The sequence below is a fragment of the Streptomyces sp. NPDC051664 genome, assembly GCF_044453545.1.
Classification (GTDB): Bacteria; Actinomycetota; Actinomycetes; order Streptomycetales; family Streptomycetaceae; genus Streptomyces.
Map to the genome: position 1 here is coordinate 450,165 of NZ_JBITCU010000002.1, position 16,366 is coordinate 466,530.

Genomic DNA, 16,366 nt, shown 5'->3' on the forward strand with positions numbered 1-16,366 from the left:
GGACAGGACGCACCGGTGCTCGAAATCACCGCCATGGAACGGCACTTCGGTGCCTCCGGCGGTGGCACCGTCCGCGCCGTCGACGGCGTCTCGATCACCATCGGCCGCGGCGAGGTCGTCGGCCTCGTCGGTGAGTCCGGCAGTGGCAAGTCGACCGTCGGCCGCTGCGCCGTACGCCTCGACGAACCGACCGGCGGCACCGTCCGCATCAACGGCACGGACATCACCCACCTCTCGCGCCGAGCCCTGCGCCCCTTGCGCAAGGACTTCCACCTGGTCTTCCAGGACCCGTCGTCCTCGCTCGACCCGCGCATGACCATCGGCCAGATCATCGCCGAACCGATCAAGCTGCACCGTCAGGCCCGGGGCGAGGAGGTGCGCGCCCGGGTCGAGCAGCTCCTCGCCCAGGTCGGCCTGCGCCCCGAGCACGCCGACCGGCATCCGCACGAGCTCTCCGGTGGCCAGCGCCAGCGCATCTCCATCGCCCGTGCGCTCTCCTGCAACCCCGACCTGGTCGTCGCCGACGAACCGACGTCCGCACTCGACGTCTCCGTACAGGCCTCCGTCCTCAACCTGCTCGCCGACCTCCAGCGCGACCGCGGCTTCGGCTGTCTGTTCATCACCCACGACCTGGCCGCCGTCGAGTTCCTCGCCGACCGGATCGCCGTGATGTACCTCGGGCAGATCGTCGAACAGGCCCCGACCGCCGAACTGTTCGCCGCCCCGAAGCACCCCTACACCCAGGCGCTGCTGTCCGCCGCGCCCGTCCCCGACCCGGTCGAGCAGCGCTCCCGCGAGCGCATTGTGCTCCACGGCGACCTGCCCAGCCCGCTCGACCCCCCGGCCGGCTGCCGCTTCCACACCCGCTGTCCGCTCGCCACCGATCGCTGCCGCACCGAGGTGCCGGTCCTGCGCGAGCTGCCCGGCGGACGGCAGGTCTCCTGTCACCTCGTCGAGGAGGACGGGACCGCCCCGGACGCGGCCTCCTGACCTCCCGTACATACGATCCGAACCACACCCGAGTACGTCGCACAGCACGTCGCAACTAGGAGCCGCATCCGTGTTCACCACCCGGCCGACCCTCCAGGGCACCTTCGGCATGGTGTCCTCCACCCACTGGCTCGCCTCGCAGTCCGCGATGGCCGTCCTGGAGGACGGCGGCAATGCCTACGACGCGGCCGTCGCCGCCGGTTTCGTCCTGCATGTCGTCGAACCGCACCTCAACGGCCCGGCCGGTGAGGTGCCGATGATCCTGGCGCCGAGCGAAGGCGACGTGCAGGTCCTGTGCGGCCAGGGCCCGGCTCCCGCCGGTGCCACCGTCGCCCACTACCGCTCCCTCGGCCTCGATCTGGTCCCCGGCACCGGACCGCTCGCCGCCGCCGTCCCCGGCGCGTTCGACGCCTGGATGCTGCTGCTGCGCGACCACGGCACCAAGACCCTCGCCGAGGTGCTGCGGTACGCGATCGGTTACGCCGAGGACGGTCACGCACCCGTCGAGCGGGTCGGCCAGACCGTCGAGACCGTCCGCGAACTCTTCGAGACCGAGTGGCAGTCCTCCGCCGACGTCTACCTTCCCGGCGGTGAGTCCCCCAAGCCGGGCGAGCTCTTCCGCAATCCCGCCCTCGCCGCGACCTGGCGCCGCCTGATCGCCGAGGCCGAGAAGACCGGCGGCGACGACCGCATCGCCCAGATCGACGCCGCACGGAAGATCTGGAGCGAGGGCTTCATCGCCGAAGCCCTGGTCCGCCAGGCCGCCCGCCCCACCATGGACACCAGTGGCAGCCGCCACACCGGCACCCTCACCGCCGCCGACCTGGCCGGCTGGTCCGCGTCGTACGAGGCGCCCGCCACGTACGACTGGAACGGCTGGACGCTCGCCAAGGCCGGCGGCTGGAGCCAGGGCCCCGTCTTTCTCCAGCAGCTCGCCCTGCTTCCCGCCGAGCTTCCGCAGTACGGCTCCGCGGAGTACGTACACCTGCTCATCGAGGGCTGCAAGCTCGCCATGGCCGACCGTGAGGCCTGGTACGGCGACGCCGGCGACGTGCCCCTCGACGTGCTGCTCTCGGAGCCGTACAACGCCGAGCGGCGCGCACTGATCACCGACGAGGCGTCGCGCGAGCTGCGCCCCGGCAGCCCCGGCGGCCGCACCCCCGTCCTCAGCGGGCACGCGTACGCCGTCGCCTCCGGCGAAGCCGGGTTCGACGCCATGGGTATCCCGGCGGCGGGCGTCGGCGAGCCGACCGTCGCGAAGGACCGCGCCGCTGCCGGCGAGCCGACCGTGGCAGCGGACGGTGCGACCCGCGGCGACACCTGCCACGTCGACGTCGTCGACCGCTGGGGAAACATGATCTCCGCCACCCCCAGCGGTGGCTGGCTCCAGTCCAACCCGGTCGTGCCCGAGCTCGGCTTCCCGCTCGGCACCCGCCTCCAGATGGCCTGGCTCGACGAGGGCCTGCCGAACTCCCTCACCCCCGGCCGCCGCCCCCGCACGACCCTCACCCCGTCCCTCGCCCTGCGCGACGGCGTACCGGTGATGGCGTTCGGCACGCCCGGCGGTGACCAGCAGGACCAGTGGCAGGTCCACTTCTTCCTCGCCGTCGCGCTGCGCGCCGAGGTCCGGGGCGGGCTCGACCTGCAGGGCGCCATCGACGCACCGAACTGGCACAACGACAGCTTCCCCGGCTCGTTCTTCCCGCGCGGCATGCGGCCCGGCAGCGTCACCGTCGAGGAGGGCATGGACCCGGAGGTCGTCGAGGAGCTGCGCCGCCGCGGCCATGACGTCACGGTCGGGGATCCGTGGTCCGAGGGCCGGATGTGCGCCGTCGCCCGCGACCCGGAGACCGGGGTTCTCTCCGCCGCCGCGAACCCGCGCGGTATGCAGGGGTACGCCGTAGGCCGCTGACCGGCCATCTTCACGTCATGGCCAGGTCGTCAGGGACCCGGTGGACCGTGCTTAGCTGGGGTCATGATCGATGACTTCCTTGCCGGGGACCTGACCGAGGTCGAGGAGGCGGTCCGCGCAGCGGCCGCCGCCGAGATCATGCCGCGCTACCGGCAGCTCGCCGCACACGAGATCGTCGAGAAGAGCGGTCCGCACGACCTCGTCACCACCGCCGACCGCCTTGCCGAGGAACACCTCACCGCGTCCCTGACCCGGCTCCTGCCCGGCTCGGTGGTCGTCGGTGAGGAGTCGGTCCATGCCGATCCGAAGGTGTACGACGCCCTGGGCGGCGAGGCACCGGTCTGGATCGTCGACCCGGTCGACGGCACCCGCCAGTTCGTCCGCGGCGAGCCCGGCTTCTGCACGCTCGTCGCCCTCGCCCACCACGGCGAACTCCTCGCCTCGTGGACGTACGCCGCGGCCCTGGACGAGATGGCGGTCGCGGTCCGCGGCCGCGGCGCCACGCTGAACGGCGCCCCGATACGTTCCGGATCGCCCGCGCCGGGCGCCGTGCTCGAGGTGGCCATGTCGCACCCCGACTACACCTCCGACGCCCAGAAGCGTGCCCTGCTCGGCCTGCGCACCGAAGGCATCAACGCGCGCCCGTGCGGCTCGGCGGGGCTCGAATACCTGGCCGTCGCCCGCGGCGACCAGGACGCGGTCGCCTTCAACTGGGAGTACGCCTGGGACCACGCGGCGGGCCTGCTCCTGGTCACCGAGGCGGGCGGCGCCCAGGCCACGCTGTCGGGCGCCCCGTTCCGTATCACCGGCGGCAATGCCCTGCCCTTCACGGCCGCCCGTGACGAGGCGACGGCCGAGCGGATCCTGGAGGCACTGCGCGCCGGACGATGACCTGGCCCCACGGTGCTCGCGTCGGCCGTCCGGGACGAGCCGGGCCGTCCTCCGCGACGACCGGGCTACGGCCGCTCCGCCCGGTGCAGGACCAGGCAGAACGGATGCCCCGCCGGATCGGCATAGATCCGCCACGGCCGCTCGGCCCGCTCCGGGTCCGCCTCCCCGGCGCCGTCCGTGCTCCCGTCGTCGAGTACGGTCGCGCCCGCCGCGAGGACCTCCGCCTGCGCCGCGTCCAGGTCCGGGACGCCGAAGTCCAGATGGAACTGCTGGGGCCGCTCCGGGTCCGGCCACTGGGGCGGCCGATGATCCGCCGCCCGCTGGAACGCCAGGACGAGACCGGCGTCGGTGTGCAGCGTCGCCCAGTCCTCGCCGAGCCCCCACCGCCGGTCCGGCTCGTTGACCCGGCCGCCCACCACCGACCGGTAGAACTCGGCGAGACGTACGGGATCGGGGCAGTCGAGCACCAGGCACTGAAGTTCGGCGATCATGACCGGATCCTAGGCCGGACGCGGTCACCGGCGGTCCCGGTCACCGGAGCACTGCCCGCACATCCCGCACCACGGCCCCCGCCGTCTCCACCGCCGCCACGTCCAGCCCCCGCAGCGCCACACACACCCGCTCGGCGAAGTCCGCCGGAGTCTGCGGCAGCAGCGCGGCCGCCGCCAGCGCGCCCTTCTCGTTCAGACACCAGGTGCGGTGATGGGCGTGGAGGGACTGGGCGAGGATGCCGAACGCCCTCGACAGACACAGTGCGACATGCAAGGTGTCGCCGGAGGAGGCCGATTTCCGTGCTGCGGCCACCGAGAAGTCCGCCTCCCAGGCGGCGTCGGCGAGTGCCTTGCGCAGCGGCTCCGGGTAGCTGCGGGTCTCCTGTCGAAGCTCCGTCAGTTCACCGGAAGGATCGGCCAGTACGCGGCCGAGCGCCACCTCGCCCGGATAGCAGGGGGACCAGAACCCCAGCGGGTGGCCGGGCTGGATGCCCACCTCGAAGCGGCCCCCACGGCAGTCGGACCAGACCTGCTCGACCCGGTCCAGGTCGCGCAGGATCCAGTCCACCGGCGTGCCGTCGACCCGCAGCCAGGCACCGCCGTTGACCCACGGCCCCCAGCCGCCCGGGCCCGCCACCTCCACCGGGGAGCCCTGCAGCTCGCACGCGAGTGCTGTCAGGGCGGCCAGATCGGGAGCGCCCCGGTAGTAGACGCCGAGGTCCCAGTCGGAGTCCGCGCGGTGTGTGCCACGGGCGCGGCTGCCGCCGAGGACGACGGCCCGGACACCGGGCAGTTCGGCCAGCCGCGCCGCCATGTCGCCGATGAGTGGTACATCTACCGAATCCCTGTTCATCGGCAGGGACGTTACCCGCGGCCCGGCTGTCGGTGCGGCGGAATATCCTTGAGTCTCTTGGCCGTCGGCTGACAAAGGAGTCCGAAGGTGCCGTCGATGCTCGATGCCGTCGTCGTGGGGGCGGGACCCAACGGACTGACCGCCGCCGCCGAACTGGCCCGCCGTGGCTTCTCGGTGGAGGTGTTCGAGGCGGCTGAGACCGTCGGAGGCGGCGCCCGCACCGAGGAACTCACCCTCCCCGGCTTCCGCCACGACCCGTGTTCCGCCGTGCACCCGCTGGGCATCGGCTCGCCCGCGTTCGCCGCGATGCCGCTCGCCCGGCACGGCCTGGAGTGGCTCCAGCCCGAGCTGGCGCTCGCCCACCCCTTCCCGGACGGCTCCGCCGCGATCCTCACCGGGTCGGTGGGGGAGAGCGCCATGTCGCTGGGGCCGCAGGACGCGGGGGCGTACCGCAGACTGCTCGCCCCTTACCTCGGCCACTGGGACACGCTCGCCGAGGACTTCCTGCGGACCCCGTGGGACGGGCTGCCGCGCGATCCCTACCACTGGGTGCGGTTCGGACTGAACGCGATCCAGCCCGCCTCACTGCTCTCCCGCCGGTTCCGGGGCGCGAAGGCGCGCGGCCTGTTCGCCGGGCTCGCCGCCCATGCCATAGCTCCTACCAGCGGAATCGCCACCGGCGGTATCGCCCTGCTCTTCGCGCTCGCCGCGCACGAGAACGGCTGGCCGGTGCCGCGCGGCGGCTCACAGGCCATCTCGGACGCGCTCGCCTCGTACGTACGCGAACTGGGCGGCGCGATCCGAACCGGCACGGAGGTCAAGCGCCTCGACGAGCTCCCGCCCGCGCGCGCCTATGTCTTCGACACCTCGCCGACCGCTCTCGCGCGGATCGCCGGACTGGGTCACGCCTACCGTGGCTACCGGTACGGTGCCTCCTGCTTCAAGATCGACTATGCCCTGTCGGGCCCCGTCCCCTGGACCGCGCAGGAGGCACGGCGGGCCGGCACCGTCCATGTCGGTCCCACGGCCGGTGAGATCGAGGGCGCGCTGCGCGCCGCGGTGGCGGGCCGCGACCCGAGCGTGCCGTTCCTGATCACCGCGCAGCCCAGCCTCTTCGACCCGTCGCGCGCGCCGGAGGGTCGGCATGTCTTCTGGGCGTACGCGCATGTCCCGGCGGGCTGGGAGGGCGACGCCACCGAGGTCATCGAGCGGCAGCTGGAGCGGTTCGCGCCCGGCTTCCGTGATCTGGTGCTCGCCCGCGCCGTCGCGGGTCCGCCACAACTCGCCGCGCGCAATGCCAATTACGTCGGCGGTGACATCGCCTGCGGCGCGTTTGCCGGACTGCAGACGGTGATCCGGCCGAAGCTCGCCCGCGTGCCGTACGCGACGGCGCACCCGGCGGTGTTCCTGTGCTCCTCGGCCACCCCTCCCGGGCCCGGCGTGCACGGGATGTCCGGTCACCATGCGGCGAAGGCGGTCTGGCGGCGGCTCCGGGCGGTCTGACCCACCGGAGCAGCCCGGTGACGGCATGATGGCCCGCATGAGCCCACCTCCGACCGTCAGAGTCACTCTGGTACGCGGTGACATCACCCAGCAGTCCGTCGACGTCGTCGTCAACGCGGCGAACTCCTCGCTGCTCGGCGGCGGTGGGGTCGACGGAGCGATCCACCGGCAAGGCGGTCCGGAGATCCTTGCCGCGTGCCGGAAGCTGCGCGCCTCGCAGTACGGAAAAGGGCTGCCCACCGGCCAGGCGGTCGCCACGACCGCCGGCAGGCTCGACGCCCGATGGGTGGTCCACACCGTGGGACCGGTCTGGAGCAGTGCCGAGGACCGGTCCGCGCTGCTGGCGTCCTGCTACCGCGAATCGCTGCGGGTGGCCGCCGAGCTGGGCGCGCGTACCGTGGCCTTTCCCGCCATCTCGACCGGCATCTACGGCTGGCCCATGGACGACGGGGCGCGCATCGCCGTCCGTACCGTGTGGGCGGAGGCTGCCGCGCCGGTCGAGGAGGTGCGGTTCGTGCTCTTCGACGCACATGCGTTCGTGGAGTTCGAAGAGGTCCTGGCAGCGCAAGGTTGATGTCGGATTCTCGCCAGCCCCCACGCCTCCGGTGACCCATGCTTGAAGCATGTACACCGACACCGAGCGCTGCGTACGGGCCGTCCGGTCCAAGGACGCCCGCTTCGACGGCTGGTTCTTCACGGCGGTCCTGACCACCCGGATCTACTGCCGTCCGAGCTGCCCCGTCGTGCCGCCCAAGGTCGAGAACATGACCTTCTACCCCAGCGCCGCCGCCTGTCAGCAAGCAGGATTCCGCGCCTGCAAGCGGTGCCGGCCCGACACCAGCCCCGGCTCCCCGGAGTGGAACGCCCGCGCCGACTCGGTCGCCCGCGCGATGCGGCTCATCGGGGACGGGGTCGTCGACCGTGAGGGCGTGCCGGGGCTGGCCGCCCGGCTCGGCTACTCCGCCCGCCAGATCGAACGCCAGCTCCTCGCCGAGCTGGGTGCCGGCCCGTTGGCCCTGGCCCGCGCCCAGCGCGCCCAGACCGCCCGGCTGCTCATCGAGACGACCGAACTCCCCATGGCCGACGTGGCGTTCGCGGCCGGGTTCTCGTCCGTCCGTACCTTCAACGACACCGTCCGTGAGGTCTTCGCCCTCGCGCCCGGCGAGCTGCGCACCCGCGCCGCCCGGTCCGTGAAGACGCCGGCGACACCGGGCGTGATCGCGCTGAGGCTGCCGTACCGGGCCCCGCTCAACCCGTCCAACCTCTTCGGCCACCTCGCCGCGACAGCGGTCCCCGGCGTCGAGGAATGGCGCGACGGCGCCTACCGCCGCACGCTCACCCTCCCGTACGGGCACGGCATCGTCGCCCTCACCCCGCACCCCGACCACATCGCGTGCCGGCTCTCCCTCACCGATCCGCGCGACCTGACCCGCGCCATCAGCCGCTGCCGCTGGCTGCTCGACCTGGACGCCGACCCGGTCGCCGTCGACGACCAACTGCGGGCCGATCCGCTGCTCGCCCCGCTGATCGACAAGGCCCCGGGGCGTCGGGTGCCGCGTACCGTCGACGGCGCCGAGTTCGCCGTACGGGCGGTGCTCGGCCAGCAGGTCTCGACGGCCGCCGCCCGCACCCACGCGGCCCGCCTGGTCAGTGCGCACGGCATCCCTGTAGACGACCCGGAGGGCGGCCTCACCCACCTCTTCCCGACCCCCGAGGCGCTGGCATGCCTCGACCCCGAGCAGCTCGCCCTGCCCCGCAGCCGCCGCACCACCCTCACCACACTTGTCGGTGAGCTCGCCGACGGCTCGTTGCAGCTCGGCACCGACAGCGACTGGGAGAGGGCCCGGGCCGAACTGATCGCACTGCCCGGCTTCGGCCCGTGGACCGTCGAGGTCATCGCCATGCGGGCGCTCGGCGACCCGGACGCCTTTCTCCCCACCGACCTCGGCATCCGGCGGGCGGCGGAGGAACTCGGCCTCCCGTCCACGCCCGCGGCGCTCACCGCACGCGCGGCGGCCTGGCGCCCCTGGCGGGCGTACGCGGTCCAGTACCTGTGGACCGTCGACGACCACCCCATCAACCACCTGCCCGTGTAAGGGAGTTCCTGCATGAATGCGACACATCTCGCGACCCGTCGGTACACGGTCGTCGACAGCCCGTACGGCCCGCTCACCCTCGTCGCCACCGACGGCGTGCTCTCGGGCCTCTATATGACCGAACAGCGGCACCGCCCGCCCGAGGAGACCTTCGGCGACCCCGATCCATGCCCCTTCGCGGCGACGATCCGCCAGCTGGACGCCTACTTCGCGGGCGAACTGCGGGAGTTCGATCTGCCACTGCACCTGGACGGAACGCCGTTCCAGCGCAGCGTGTGGGAGCAGCTCCGGCAGATCCCGTACGGGGAGACACGCTCGTACGGAGAACTCGCCGAGCACCTGGGCAAGCCGGGCGCCTCACGTGCGGTGGGCCTCGCCAACGGCAAGAATCCGGTAGGGATCATCGTTCCGTGCCATCGGGTCGTCGGAGCCTCCGGCAGCCTCACCGGATACGGCGGCGGCCTCGACCGCAAGCAGCGGCTGCTGGCCTTCGAGAACGGCACGGGGGACGACACCCCGGTGCTCTTCTGAGGGCTGTGATCCGGACACGGCGAAGCCCGACGGTCGCACGGGGCGACCGTCGGGCTTCGCCGTGGCAGGCTGCGTTACGGAACCGGCTCAGGCCGTGAAGATCTCGACCACCGACCAGATCGCCAGCCCCAGCATGCACAGCCCGCCGATGCGCTGGACCGTGCTCAGCGGTACCCGCTTCGCGATGAAGCGCCCCGCGAGCAGCGCCAGCGCGGAGACGGACATCAGCGCGGCCAGGGATCCGATGGCCGTGGACCACGTGCCGTTACTGGCGGCCAGGTTGGCTGTGGTGATCTGGGTGAGGTCGCCCCATTCACTGATGAACACCGCCATGAACGCGGTCGAGTAGACCGGCCAGAAGCCGGTCACGGTCTTGACTTCGCTCTCCTCGTCGCCGTCGTCACCCCCGCCGCGCAGCAGCATGAACGCACCGAACGCGAAGAGGGTTGCCGAGACGAGCTTGACGATCCAGTCGGGCAGCAGCCCGATCAGACCGCCGGCGCCGACGGCGATCGCGACGTGCACGAGGAACGCGGACGAGGTGCCGAACCAGACGTAGAGCGGCCGCATGCGTGTGCCCATGGCCAGCGACGCGAACATGGTCTTGTCGGGGAGCTCCGCGAGGAAGATCAGCCCGAAGGCGGTGACGATCGCCAGGGGGTCGAGATGCATTCCGGGTGGCTTTCTGTGAGAGCCGGGCCCCGGGCCTTTCCGCGAAGCGCCACTCGGGCTTTTCGGAGGACCACTCGGCCCGGCATGACTGCAGCGCCCACAGGGCGCGGGCGTGTCATACCTGACCGAAGGTCTCGCCCGCCCGTAACGATCTACGAGCCCGGCCACCGGGAACCCGAGGGTTCCAGTGTGTCGACGACCGGTTTGCGGGGCTACTCCCCTTCGCAGCCACCAACTTTACCTCACCAGCCCGTAGCCACCGGCCCCGGAGGGGCTCAAGTGTTCGACGTCACTGCGCTCGGTACAGTCCCACGGTGATCATCCGCGCCCTCGCCCTCGCCCGCGTCACGACCGGAAGCGTCCCCGTATGAGCCGCCGCACCCGCAAGGCTGCCACGTCCGCCCCGGGCGCACCCAGGCCCACCGTCAGTGTCTGCCGGGGCTGCTGCTGCGGTACGCCGAAGATCCCGGACGTGGACCATGCCGGCCAGCTCGCAGCTCTGTGCCGGTCCCTCGGCGAGATCGCCGCGGTGCGTGCCGTGGAGTGCCTGGACGCGTGCGAGCAGGCCGATGTCATCGTCGTGCAGCCCTCGGCCGAGGGCAGGAGGGCGGGGGGCCGTCCGGTCTGGCTCGGCCTTGTGAATGACCCGGATGCTGTCGCCGACATCATCGCCTGGGTCGAAGCGGGTGGCCCCGGCCTCGCGGACGCCCCCGACATCCTCGACCTCTACACCTTCCGCCCCTCGCGCCGCGTACAGCAGGAACTCGGTTCGTCCTGAGAACGGTCCCGTAAGCCCTGGTGGATCAGTCGGCCGGGCTTGATCGCCCTCCGAGGCAGGCCGCCGCCCCTCGCAGGTCAGCCGCCCGCCCCCGGGCCGGCTTCGGCGCACAGCCGCGCGAGCAGCGACGGCAGTGCGGTTCCGATGGGCTCGCGGATCGTCTTCTCGGCCAGTTCGTCGTACGGCGTCGGCTCGGCGTTCACCACGATCAGCCGCGCACCGTGCTCCGCCGCGATCCCGGCCAGCGACGCGGCGGGCTGCACCTGCAGCGTCGTACCGACTGCGATGAACACCTCGCAGGCCTTCGCGATCGACATCGCCTCGCCCAGCACCACCGGATCGAGCCGCTCACCGAACATGACGGTCGCCGACTTCAGGATGCCGCCACAGACCGTGCACGCCGGGTCCGCCTCGCCCGCCTCGACCCTGGTCAGCGCCTGAGCCATGGGTGACCGGGCATGGCATCGGGTGCACACCACCTCGCGGGCGGTGCCGTGCAGTTCGAGGACCTTGTGGGCGGAGACTCCGGCCAGCTGATGCAGCCCGTCGACGTTCTGCGTGATCACCCGCACCGGAACCCCGGCCCGCTCCAGGTCCGCCACGGCCCGGTGGGCGGCGTTCGGCTCGGCGTGCCAGGTGGCGCTGGTGCGGCGCATCTGCCAGGAGCGGCGCCGGATCTCCGGATCGGACATGTAGAAGTCGTACGTGACGAGCTTCTCGGCCTCGGGGTCCTTCCGCCAGAGGCCGTTCGGCCCGCGGTAGTCGGGGATGCCGGAGTCCGTGGAGATGCCGGCGCCGCTGAGGATCGCGACGAGAGTCATACGGCGAGCGTACGCAGCGACGGCCGCCGCCCGCGAGGCGTTTTGATCACGCCGTCAGGGCCCGCCCATGGCCGAGCCCACCGTCGGTCCCGATGCGGCACCCGTGGGGGAAGCGATGGTCCCCCCTGTGGGGTGCCCAGCACTGGCAGAAACCGCTGACCACTCCACACCGAAAGATGTCCCGTCACGATGCCGCCGGTATCGCGATCGGACGACGCGCCCTCGGGCACCCGGTCCGGGATGGGTCTCCCCTGCTCGAACGGAGTTGAGAGCTTGGGGAAGGACGGCACCGCCCCCGCACGACCGGAGTGATCGTGCGGGGCATCGGACCGCCCAGGCCGCACCAGGCACCCGGGGGCGTGAGGGAACCCGCCTGCCCGCAACGGACCGGCCCCCTGGAGGGCCGCCGCCGAGCGGGAAGCGAAAGCGGGAACCCAGTGCATCCAACACCGTTCGGGATGCGCCCAGTACGCGGCAGTGGGTCCAGGACTCACTTACGCACACTGGTTAGGAACGGTGACCGGCCTGCCGTCCTCGAGCTCCACGGCGCCGGTTCCGGAGTCGCGCACCTCGAGTGCCGCCCGCACCCGGTCTCCGAGCGGGCCGAGGAGATACCGGTCGAGCGCGTCGCGCTCCACCAGCTTCCAGGACAGGAGCTCCTCCTCCTGCAGCCGGATCGCCTCCAACTGGACGTCGTCCAGGACTCCGCCGTCGTACAGATACGCGGCGATCGGTGGCCTTGCGGGGCTGCGCGCCCAGTCGACAGCGAGCAGCCGTCCCGGCTCCAGATCGAGCCCGATCTCCTCGGCAGTCTCACGGCGCGCGGCCCGGCGCGGGGTCTCGCCCTCGTCGGACTCGATCGTTCCGCCGGGCAACGCCCAGCCGTCCCGGTAGTTCGGCTCGACGAGCAGGACCCGTCCTTCCCTGTCCTGGAAGATGGTCGCGGCGGCGGCCAGCACCCTGGGCAGTCCCGCGATGTACGTGGCGTAGTCAGTGGTGGTCACGTGCGCAGCGTAGTGCGGGCGCCGGGCCGGACACCGGAGCCCGGGTCCAGGGCCCGGACACCCATGGGCAGAGGGCGGGCGCTCCGGATAGGGTCGGGGCGGCGCGACTGCCTGTTCGAAAGCAAGGGATGCAAGGTGACGGACGGAGCAGTGATGGAGACCGCCCGCGTGCTCGTCGCGGCGGACAAGTTCAAGGGCTCGCTGACCGCGGTACAGGTCGCGGAGCGGGTGACAGCCGGGCTGCGGCGCATCGTCCCGGAGGTGCAGGTCGAGACCCTGCCCGTGGCGGACGGCGGCGACGGCACGGTGGCGGCGGCGGTGGCCGCCGGCTTCGAGCGGCGCGAGGCGCGTGTGACCGGGCCGCGCGGGGAGACAGTGACCGCGGCGTACGCGCTGCGGGACACCACCGCGGTCGTGGAGATGGCCGAGGCCTCGGGCCTCCAGCACCTTCCCGCAGGGGTCTTCGCCCCGCTCACGGCCACCACGTACGGCTCCGGCGAGCTGCTTGCCGCGGCGCTGGACGCGGGCGCCCGGACCATTGTGTTCGGGGTCGGCGGCAGTGCGACGACCGACGGCGGCGCGGGCATGCTGGCCGCGCTCGGCGCCCGCTTCCTGGACGCGAACGGCACGCCCGTCGGTCCCGGTGGCGGCGGCCTCGCGGAGCTGGCCGAGGCGGATCTGTCCGGCCTCGACCCGCGGCTGGCCGACGTGGACCTGATCCTCGCCAGCGACGTGGACAACCCGTTGACCGGTCCGAAGGGCGCCCCGGAGGTCTACGGGCGGCAGAAGGGTGCGACCGAGGACGACATCGCGACCCTCGACGCGGCGCTCGCCCACTACGCGTCCATCCTGGGGCCGGACCACGCGAAGCTCCCCGGAGCGGGTGCGGCGGGCGGTATCGGCTACGGGGCGCTGGTGGCGCTCGGCGCCCGGTTCCGCCCCGGCATCGAGGTCATGCTCGACGTACTCGGCTTCGCGCCGGCGCTGGCCCGCGCCACGCTGGTGATCACGGGCGAGGGCTCCCTCGACGAGCAGACCCTGCACGGCAAGGCCCCGGCTGGCGTCGCGGCGGCGGCCCGCGCGGCGGGGCTGGAGGTGGTGGCGGTCTGCGGCCGCCTGGCACTCCCTCCGGGGGCGCTGGGCAGGGCCGGCATCCGGCGCGCGTACGCCCTCACGGAGCTGGAGCCGGACCCGGCTGTGTGCATGGCACAAGCGGGCCCGCTGCTGGAGCGGGTGGCGGAAGGGATCGCCCGCGACTTCCTGTCGTGAGCTGAGCTGAGCTGAGCCGAGTCGGATCGAGCCGGGCTGAGCGGGACGGGCCGTGGCCCGTCCCGGAACGTCCGACCGGCCGTCGCCGGACGGTCCCGAACCCGTCCGGCGGCGACCGGTCGCATCGTCAGCTGGTGTACGCCTCCAGTTCCGAGAGCTGACCCGCGGGCCACCCCGAGTTCGCGGTGAAGGTCAGCCGCAGATAGCGGGCCGACGTGCCGGGCAGAGTGATCGTTGCTGTATTGCCGGCGGCCGGGTCGAAGACATAGTCGGCCGACCCCTTCAGCGAGCTGTACGAGGAGTTGTCGGCGCTGCCCGACACGCTCAGCGTCTGCGTGCGGGTCGCCCATGCCGTCGCCGGGGGCAGTTTCAGGACCACGCGTTTGACGGCCCGGGGAGCGCCCAGGTCCACGGTGATGGTCTGCGGGAAGGCGTGGTTGGTGCTCTCCCAGTAGCTGTTCGCATTGCCGTCCACGGCGTTGGCCGCACCATAGACGTCCGCGTGCCCCGATTCGGTGACCGGTCGGCCCAGCGCAAGGTTGCCGGGATCGGTCGGTGGGTCGGTGGGCGGGTCGGTCGGGTCGGTGCCGCCCCCCGGCACCCCGCCGTTTGTCCACACCGGGTCCGGCCAGGTGCCGGTGCAGACCGGCGGGTCGGCGTACCAGCCGGAGTTTCCGCTGCCCCGGGTGATCTGGAAGCCGCTGCCGACACAGTTGTGGATCGGGTTCGACTGGGCGATGTGCGTGGCGACGACATCGGTGAACGTGGCCGTCCCCGGAGCCTGGATCTGCAGGGCGTAGGTACCCGCGCCGTCGATCCTGACGTGGTCGAAATGCAGCCCGTTGGTCGCCCCCTCGATCAGATGGATCGCGGCGTACGAGCTGTCGAGTATCTCGGTGTCGGTGATGTTGATCGTGGCGTTGATGGGTTCGTTGAGTCCGCTGAACCAGATCGCGCCGACCCCGAACCGCCAGTTGAAGTCGTTGTTCCCGGTACGGATCAGAGTGTTCCGGGCGGCCGTCGTGATGCCGGAGACCGCCGTGCCCTGACCCGAATTCACACCGGGATAGCGATTGGCGACATGGAGGCCGCCGCCGTTGGTGATCGTGTCGGACATGACGTTGTCGGAGATGGTGATGTCCTTGCCGCCGTACGTCACGATGTTGTTCGCGAGGATCGGCAGGATCACGGTGTTGAACGTGAACTTGTTCTTCACATTCGGTACGTTCTCCGCCCACATCGCCAGGCCGTCGTCACCGCTGTTGCGGACGAATGTGTTGGTGACGGTGGAGTTCGTGACGCCGTAATGGAAATTCACGCCGTCGGCGGTCTGGTCCAGAATGCGGCTGTTCTTGACGGTGAAATTGTCCATCGGCCCGTCCATCCAGGCGCCGCACTTGGTGTGCTGCATCCAGATGTTGTCGACGACCGAATTGGACATCGCCCCGCCGATGGCGTTGACCTGGTCGTTGTCCACCCGTTCACGGATGTCGCCGATGATGGCGAAGTCCTTGAGGGTGACATTGCTGCTGCCGCCGTCCGCGGCGTACTTGCCGTAGACACCGACCGCCTTGCTGCGGTTCGACGGATCGCGCCCGGTCAGCACGCTGTACCAGGGACCGGCCCCGCGCAGTGTCACCTTGTCGACGACGATGTGATCGCGGACCTGGAAGGTCCCCTGCGGGATGTACACCTCCTTGCCCTGGGCCCGCCCGGCGTCGACGGCCGCCTGGATCCTGCTGGTGGAGTCGGTGGCTCCCGTCGGGTCGGCGCCGAAGTCGCTCACCACGTCCAGCGCCCCCGACGGCCTGCCGACCGGGGCGCCGACCTGCTCGAAGTCGGCCAGGTCGATGGTGAACGTGGGCGACGCGGCAGTGGAGGAGACCTGCAGCCGCACCTTCGTGCCGATGGGGAGCGTCGACCCGAACATGGTCCGGGCCTCGTCGTAGAAGTGGTGCGGGTTGGTGTCGCCCGGGTTGTTGTTGAACGGGTAACCGCCGTAGTACCAGCCGTACTTCGATGTGACCGGGACGCTCTTCGGCGCCCCGTCGCCCACGCGCACGTCGATCGAGGCGTCCCGGCCCGATCCGTCGGAGCTGTCCGGCAGCGAGTACCGGAAGGACATCGCGTTCGCCGGGGCGGTGAGGGTGAATTCCACGTACTCGCCGACGGCGTCCAGCGTCACGGCCTGTCGGCCGGAGGCCTCGGAGGGCAGCGTGCCGTACAGCCGGTTCGGTCCGATCAGCGTGCCGTTCGTGGCTGCGTACTCGGCTTCCTGTTCCTTGAACGGAACGGTCGCACCGCGGCCGGGGACCGCGAGGGGGGATGGTGCGGGGACACCTGCGGCCCGGGCGGGCGGGGCGCTGGACAGTACGACCGCGGCGGCGGTGCCGAACGCGGCGAGGGCCAGGGAGAGGGAGGCGGACAGAGAGCGTCTGAGCAGGAGGCGTTTCGGTGGTGGGGTCACGTGATCGTCGTCCTTGCGGCTCGTGGGGGCTCTTCGGACGCCCCACAGGCTAGGAGTAGGACGCAAAGACGTCTATGCCGCTCGCAAA

The 16,366-nt window shown here is 71.7% G+C and carries 15 protein-coding genes; 9 read left to right on the forward strand and 6 right to left on the reverse strand.

Annotation, left to right across the window (positions count from 1 at the left end):
• Positions 1–33: 33 nt before the first annotated feature.
• The 3 genes from ACIA8E_RS05350 to ACIA8E_RS05360 all read left to right on the forward strand — a co-directional run bounded on the left by ACIA8E_RS05350 (position 34) and on the right by ACIA8E_RS05360 (position 3,793).
• A complete protein-coding gene (locus ACIA8E_RS05350) occupies positions 34–990 on the forward strand; it encodes an ABC transporter ATP-binding protein (protein ID WP_399295077.1) in 957 nt (318 codons plus the stop codon).
• 70 nt (positions 991–1,060) lie between these two features.
• On the forward strand, positions 1,061–2,902 hold the full coding sequence (locus tag ACIA8E_RS05355; RefSeq protein ID WP_399294766.1) for a gamma-glutamyltransferase family protein: 1,842 nt from the start codon (positions 1,061–1,063) through the stop codon (positions 2,900–2,902).
• 63 nt (positions 2,903–2,965) lie between these two features.
• On the forward strand, positions 2,966–3,793 hold the full coding sequence (locus tag ACIA8E_RS05360; RefSeq protein ID WP_399294768.1) for an inositol monophosphatase family protein: 828 nt from the start codon (positions 2,966–2,968) through the stop codon (positions 3,791–3,793).
• Positions 3,794–3,858: 65 nt separating this feature from the next.
• Here the strand turns inward: ACIA8E_RS05360 and ACIA8E_RS05365 are convergent, their stop codons facing one another.
• Together ACIA8E_RS05365 and ACIA8E_RS05370 are read right to left on the reverse strand one after the other, a co-directional pair.
• The gene (locus ACIA8E_RS05365; protein ID WP_399294770.1) at positions 3,859–4,284 is read right to left on the reverse strand and encodes a VOC family protein; all 426 of its coding nucleotides are present in this window, start codon (positions 4,282–4,284) and stop codon (positions 3,859–3,861) included.
• Positions 4,285–4,324: 40 nt separating this feature from the next.
• The gene (locus ACIA8E_RS05370) at positions 4,325–5,137 is read right to left on the reverse strand and encodes a nucleotidyltransferase domain-containing protein (RefSeq protein WP_399294772.1); all 813 of its coding nucleotides are present in this window, start codon (positions 5,135–5,137) and stop codon (positions 4,325–4,327) included.
• 87 nt (positions 5,138–5,224) lie between these two features.
• On the opposite strand from ACIA8E_RS05370, the gene ACIA8E_RS05375 reads away from it, so the two are divergent.
• The 4 genes from ACIA8E_RS05375 to ACIA8E_RS05390 are packed head-to-tail and all read left to right on the forward strand — an operon-like array spanning position 5,225 to position 9,267.
• Positions 5,225–6,640, forward strand: coding sequence for a phytoene desaturase family protein (locus tag ACIA8E_RS05375; protein ID WP_399294774.1), 1,416 nt, complete (start codon positions 5,225–5,227; stop codon positions 6,638–6,640).
• A 37-nt stretch (positions 6,641–6,677) separates the two neighbouring features.
• Complete coding sequence (locus ACIA8E_RS05380) at positions 6,678–7,214, forward strand: O-acetyl-ADP-ribose deacetylase (RefSeq protein ID WP_399294776.1); 537 nt, start codon at positions 6,678–6,680, stop codon at positions 7,212–7,214.
• A 49-nt stretch (positions 7,215–7,263) separates the two neighbouring features.
• The gene (locus tag ACIA8E_RS05385; protein ID WP_399294778.1) at positions 7,264–8,736 is read left to right on the forward strand and encodes an AlkA N-terminal domain-containing protein; all 1,473 of its coding nucleotides are present in this window, start codon (positions 7,264–7,266) and stop codon (positions 8,734–8,736) included.
• A gap of 12 nt (positions 8,737–8,748) precedes the next feature.
• Positions 8,749–9,267 (forward strand): methylated-DNA--[protein]-cysteine S-methyltransferase, encoded by a 519-nt coding sequence (locus tag ACIA8E_RS05390; RefSeq protein WP_399294779.1) that lies wholly within the window; start codon positions 8,749–8,751, stop codon positions 9,265–9,267.
• 87 nt (positions 9,268–9,354) lie between these two features.
• Here ACIA8E_RS05390 and ACIA8E_RS05395 read toward each other — a convergent pair whose 3' ends face one another.
• The gene (locus tag ACIA8E_RS05395) at positions 9,355–9,939 is read right to left on the reverse strand and encodes a TMEM165/GDT1 family protein (RefSeq protein WP_399294781.1); all 585 of its coding nucleotides are present in this window, start codon (positions 9,937–9,939) and stop codon (positions 9,355–9,357) included.
• A gap of 367 nt (positions 9,940–10,306) precedes the next feature.
• Between ACIA8E_RS05395 and ACIA8E_RS05400 the strand changes: the two genes are divergently transcribed.
• Positions 10,307–10,717: a (2Fe-2S) ferredoxin domain-containing protein gene (locus ACIA8E_RS05400; protein ID WP_399294783.1), complete on the forward strand. Its 411-nt coding sequence runs from the start codon at positions 10,307–10,309 to the stop codon at positions 10,715–10,717.
• Between the two features lie 77 nt (positions 10,718–10,794).
• Here the strand turns inward: ACIA8E_RS05400 and ACIA8E_RS05405 are convergent, their stop codons facing one another.
• Together ACIA8E_RS05405 and ACIA8E_RS05410 are read right to left on the reverse strand one after the other, a co-directional pair.
• The gene (locus ACIA8E_RS05405) at positions 10,795–11,538 is read right to left on the reverse strand and encodes an SIR2 family NAD-dependent protein deacylase (RefSeq protein WP_399294785.1); all 744 of its coding nucleotides are present in this window, start codon (positions 11,536–11,538) and stop codon (positions 10,795–10,797) included.
• A gap of 494 nt (positions 11,539–12,032) precedes the next feature.
• On the reverse strand, positions 12,033–12,542 hold the full coding sequence (locus ACIA8E_RS05410; protein WP_399294787.1) for an NUDIX domain-containing protein: 510 nt from the start codon (positions 12,540–12,542) through the stop codon (positions 12,033–12,035).
• A 153-nt stretch (positions 12,543–12,695) separates the two neighbouring features.
• Here ACIA8E_RS05410 and ACIA8E_RS05415 point away from each other — a divergent pair, with 153 nt between their 5' ends.
• Complete coding sequence (locus tag ACIA8E_RS05415) at positions 12,696–13,811, forward strand: glycerate kinase (RefSeq protein ID WP_399295079.1); 1,116 nt, start codon at positions 12,696–12,698, stop codon at positions 13,809–13,811.
• A gap of 127 nt (positions 13,812–13,938) precedes the next feature.
• On the opposite strand, the gene ACIA8E_RS05420 is transcribed toward ACIA8E_RS05415, so the two are convergent.
• Entirely contained in the window at positions 13,939–16,278 is a 2,340-nt protein-coding gene (locus ACIA8E_RS05420) for a discoidin domain-containing protein (RefSeq protein ID WP_399294789.1), read from the reverse strand.
• Between the last annotated feature and the right edge of the window lie 88 nt (positions 16,279–16,366).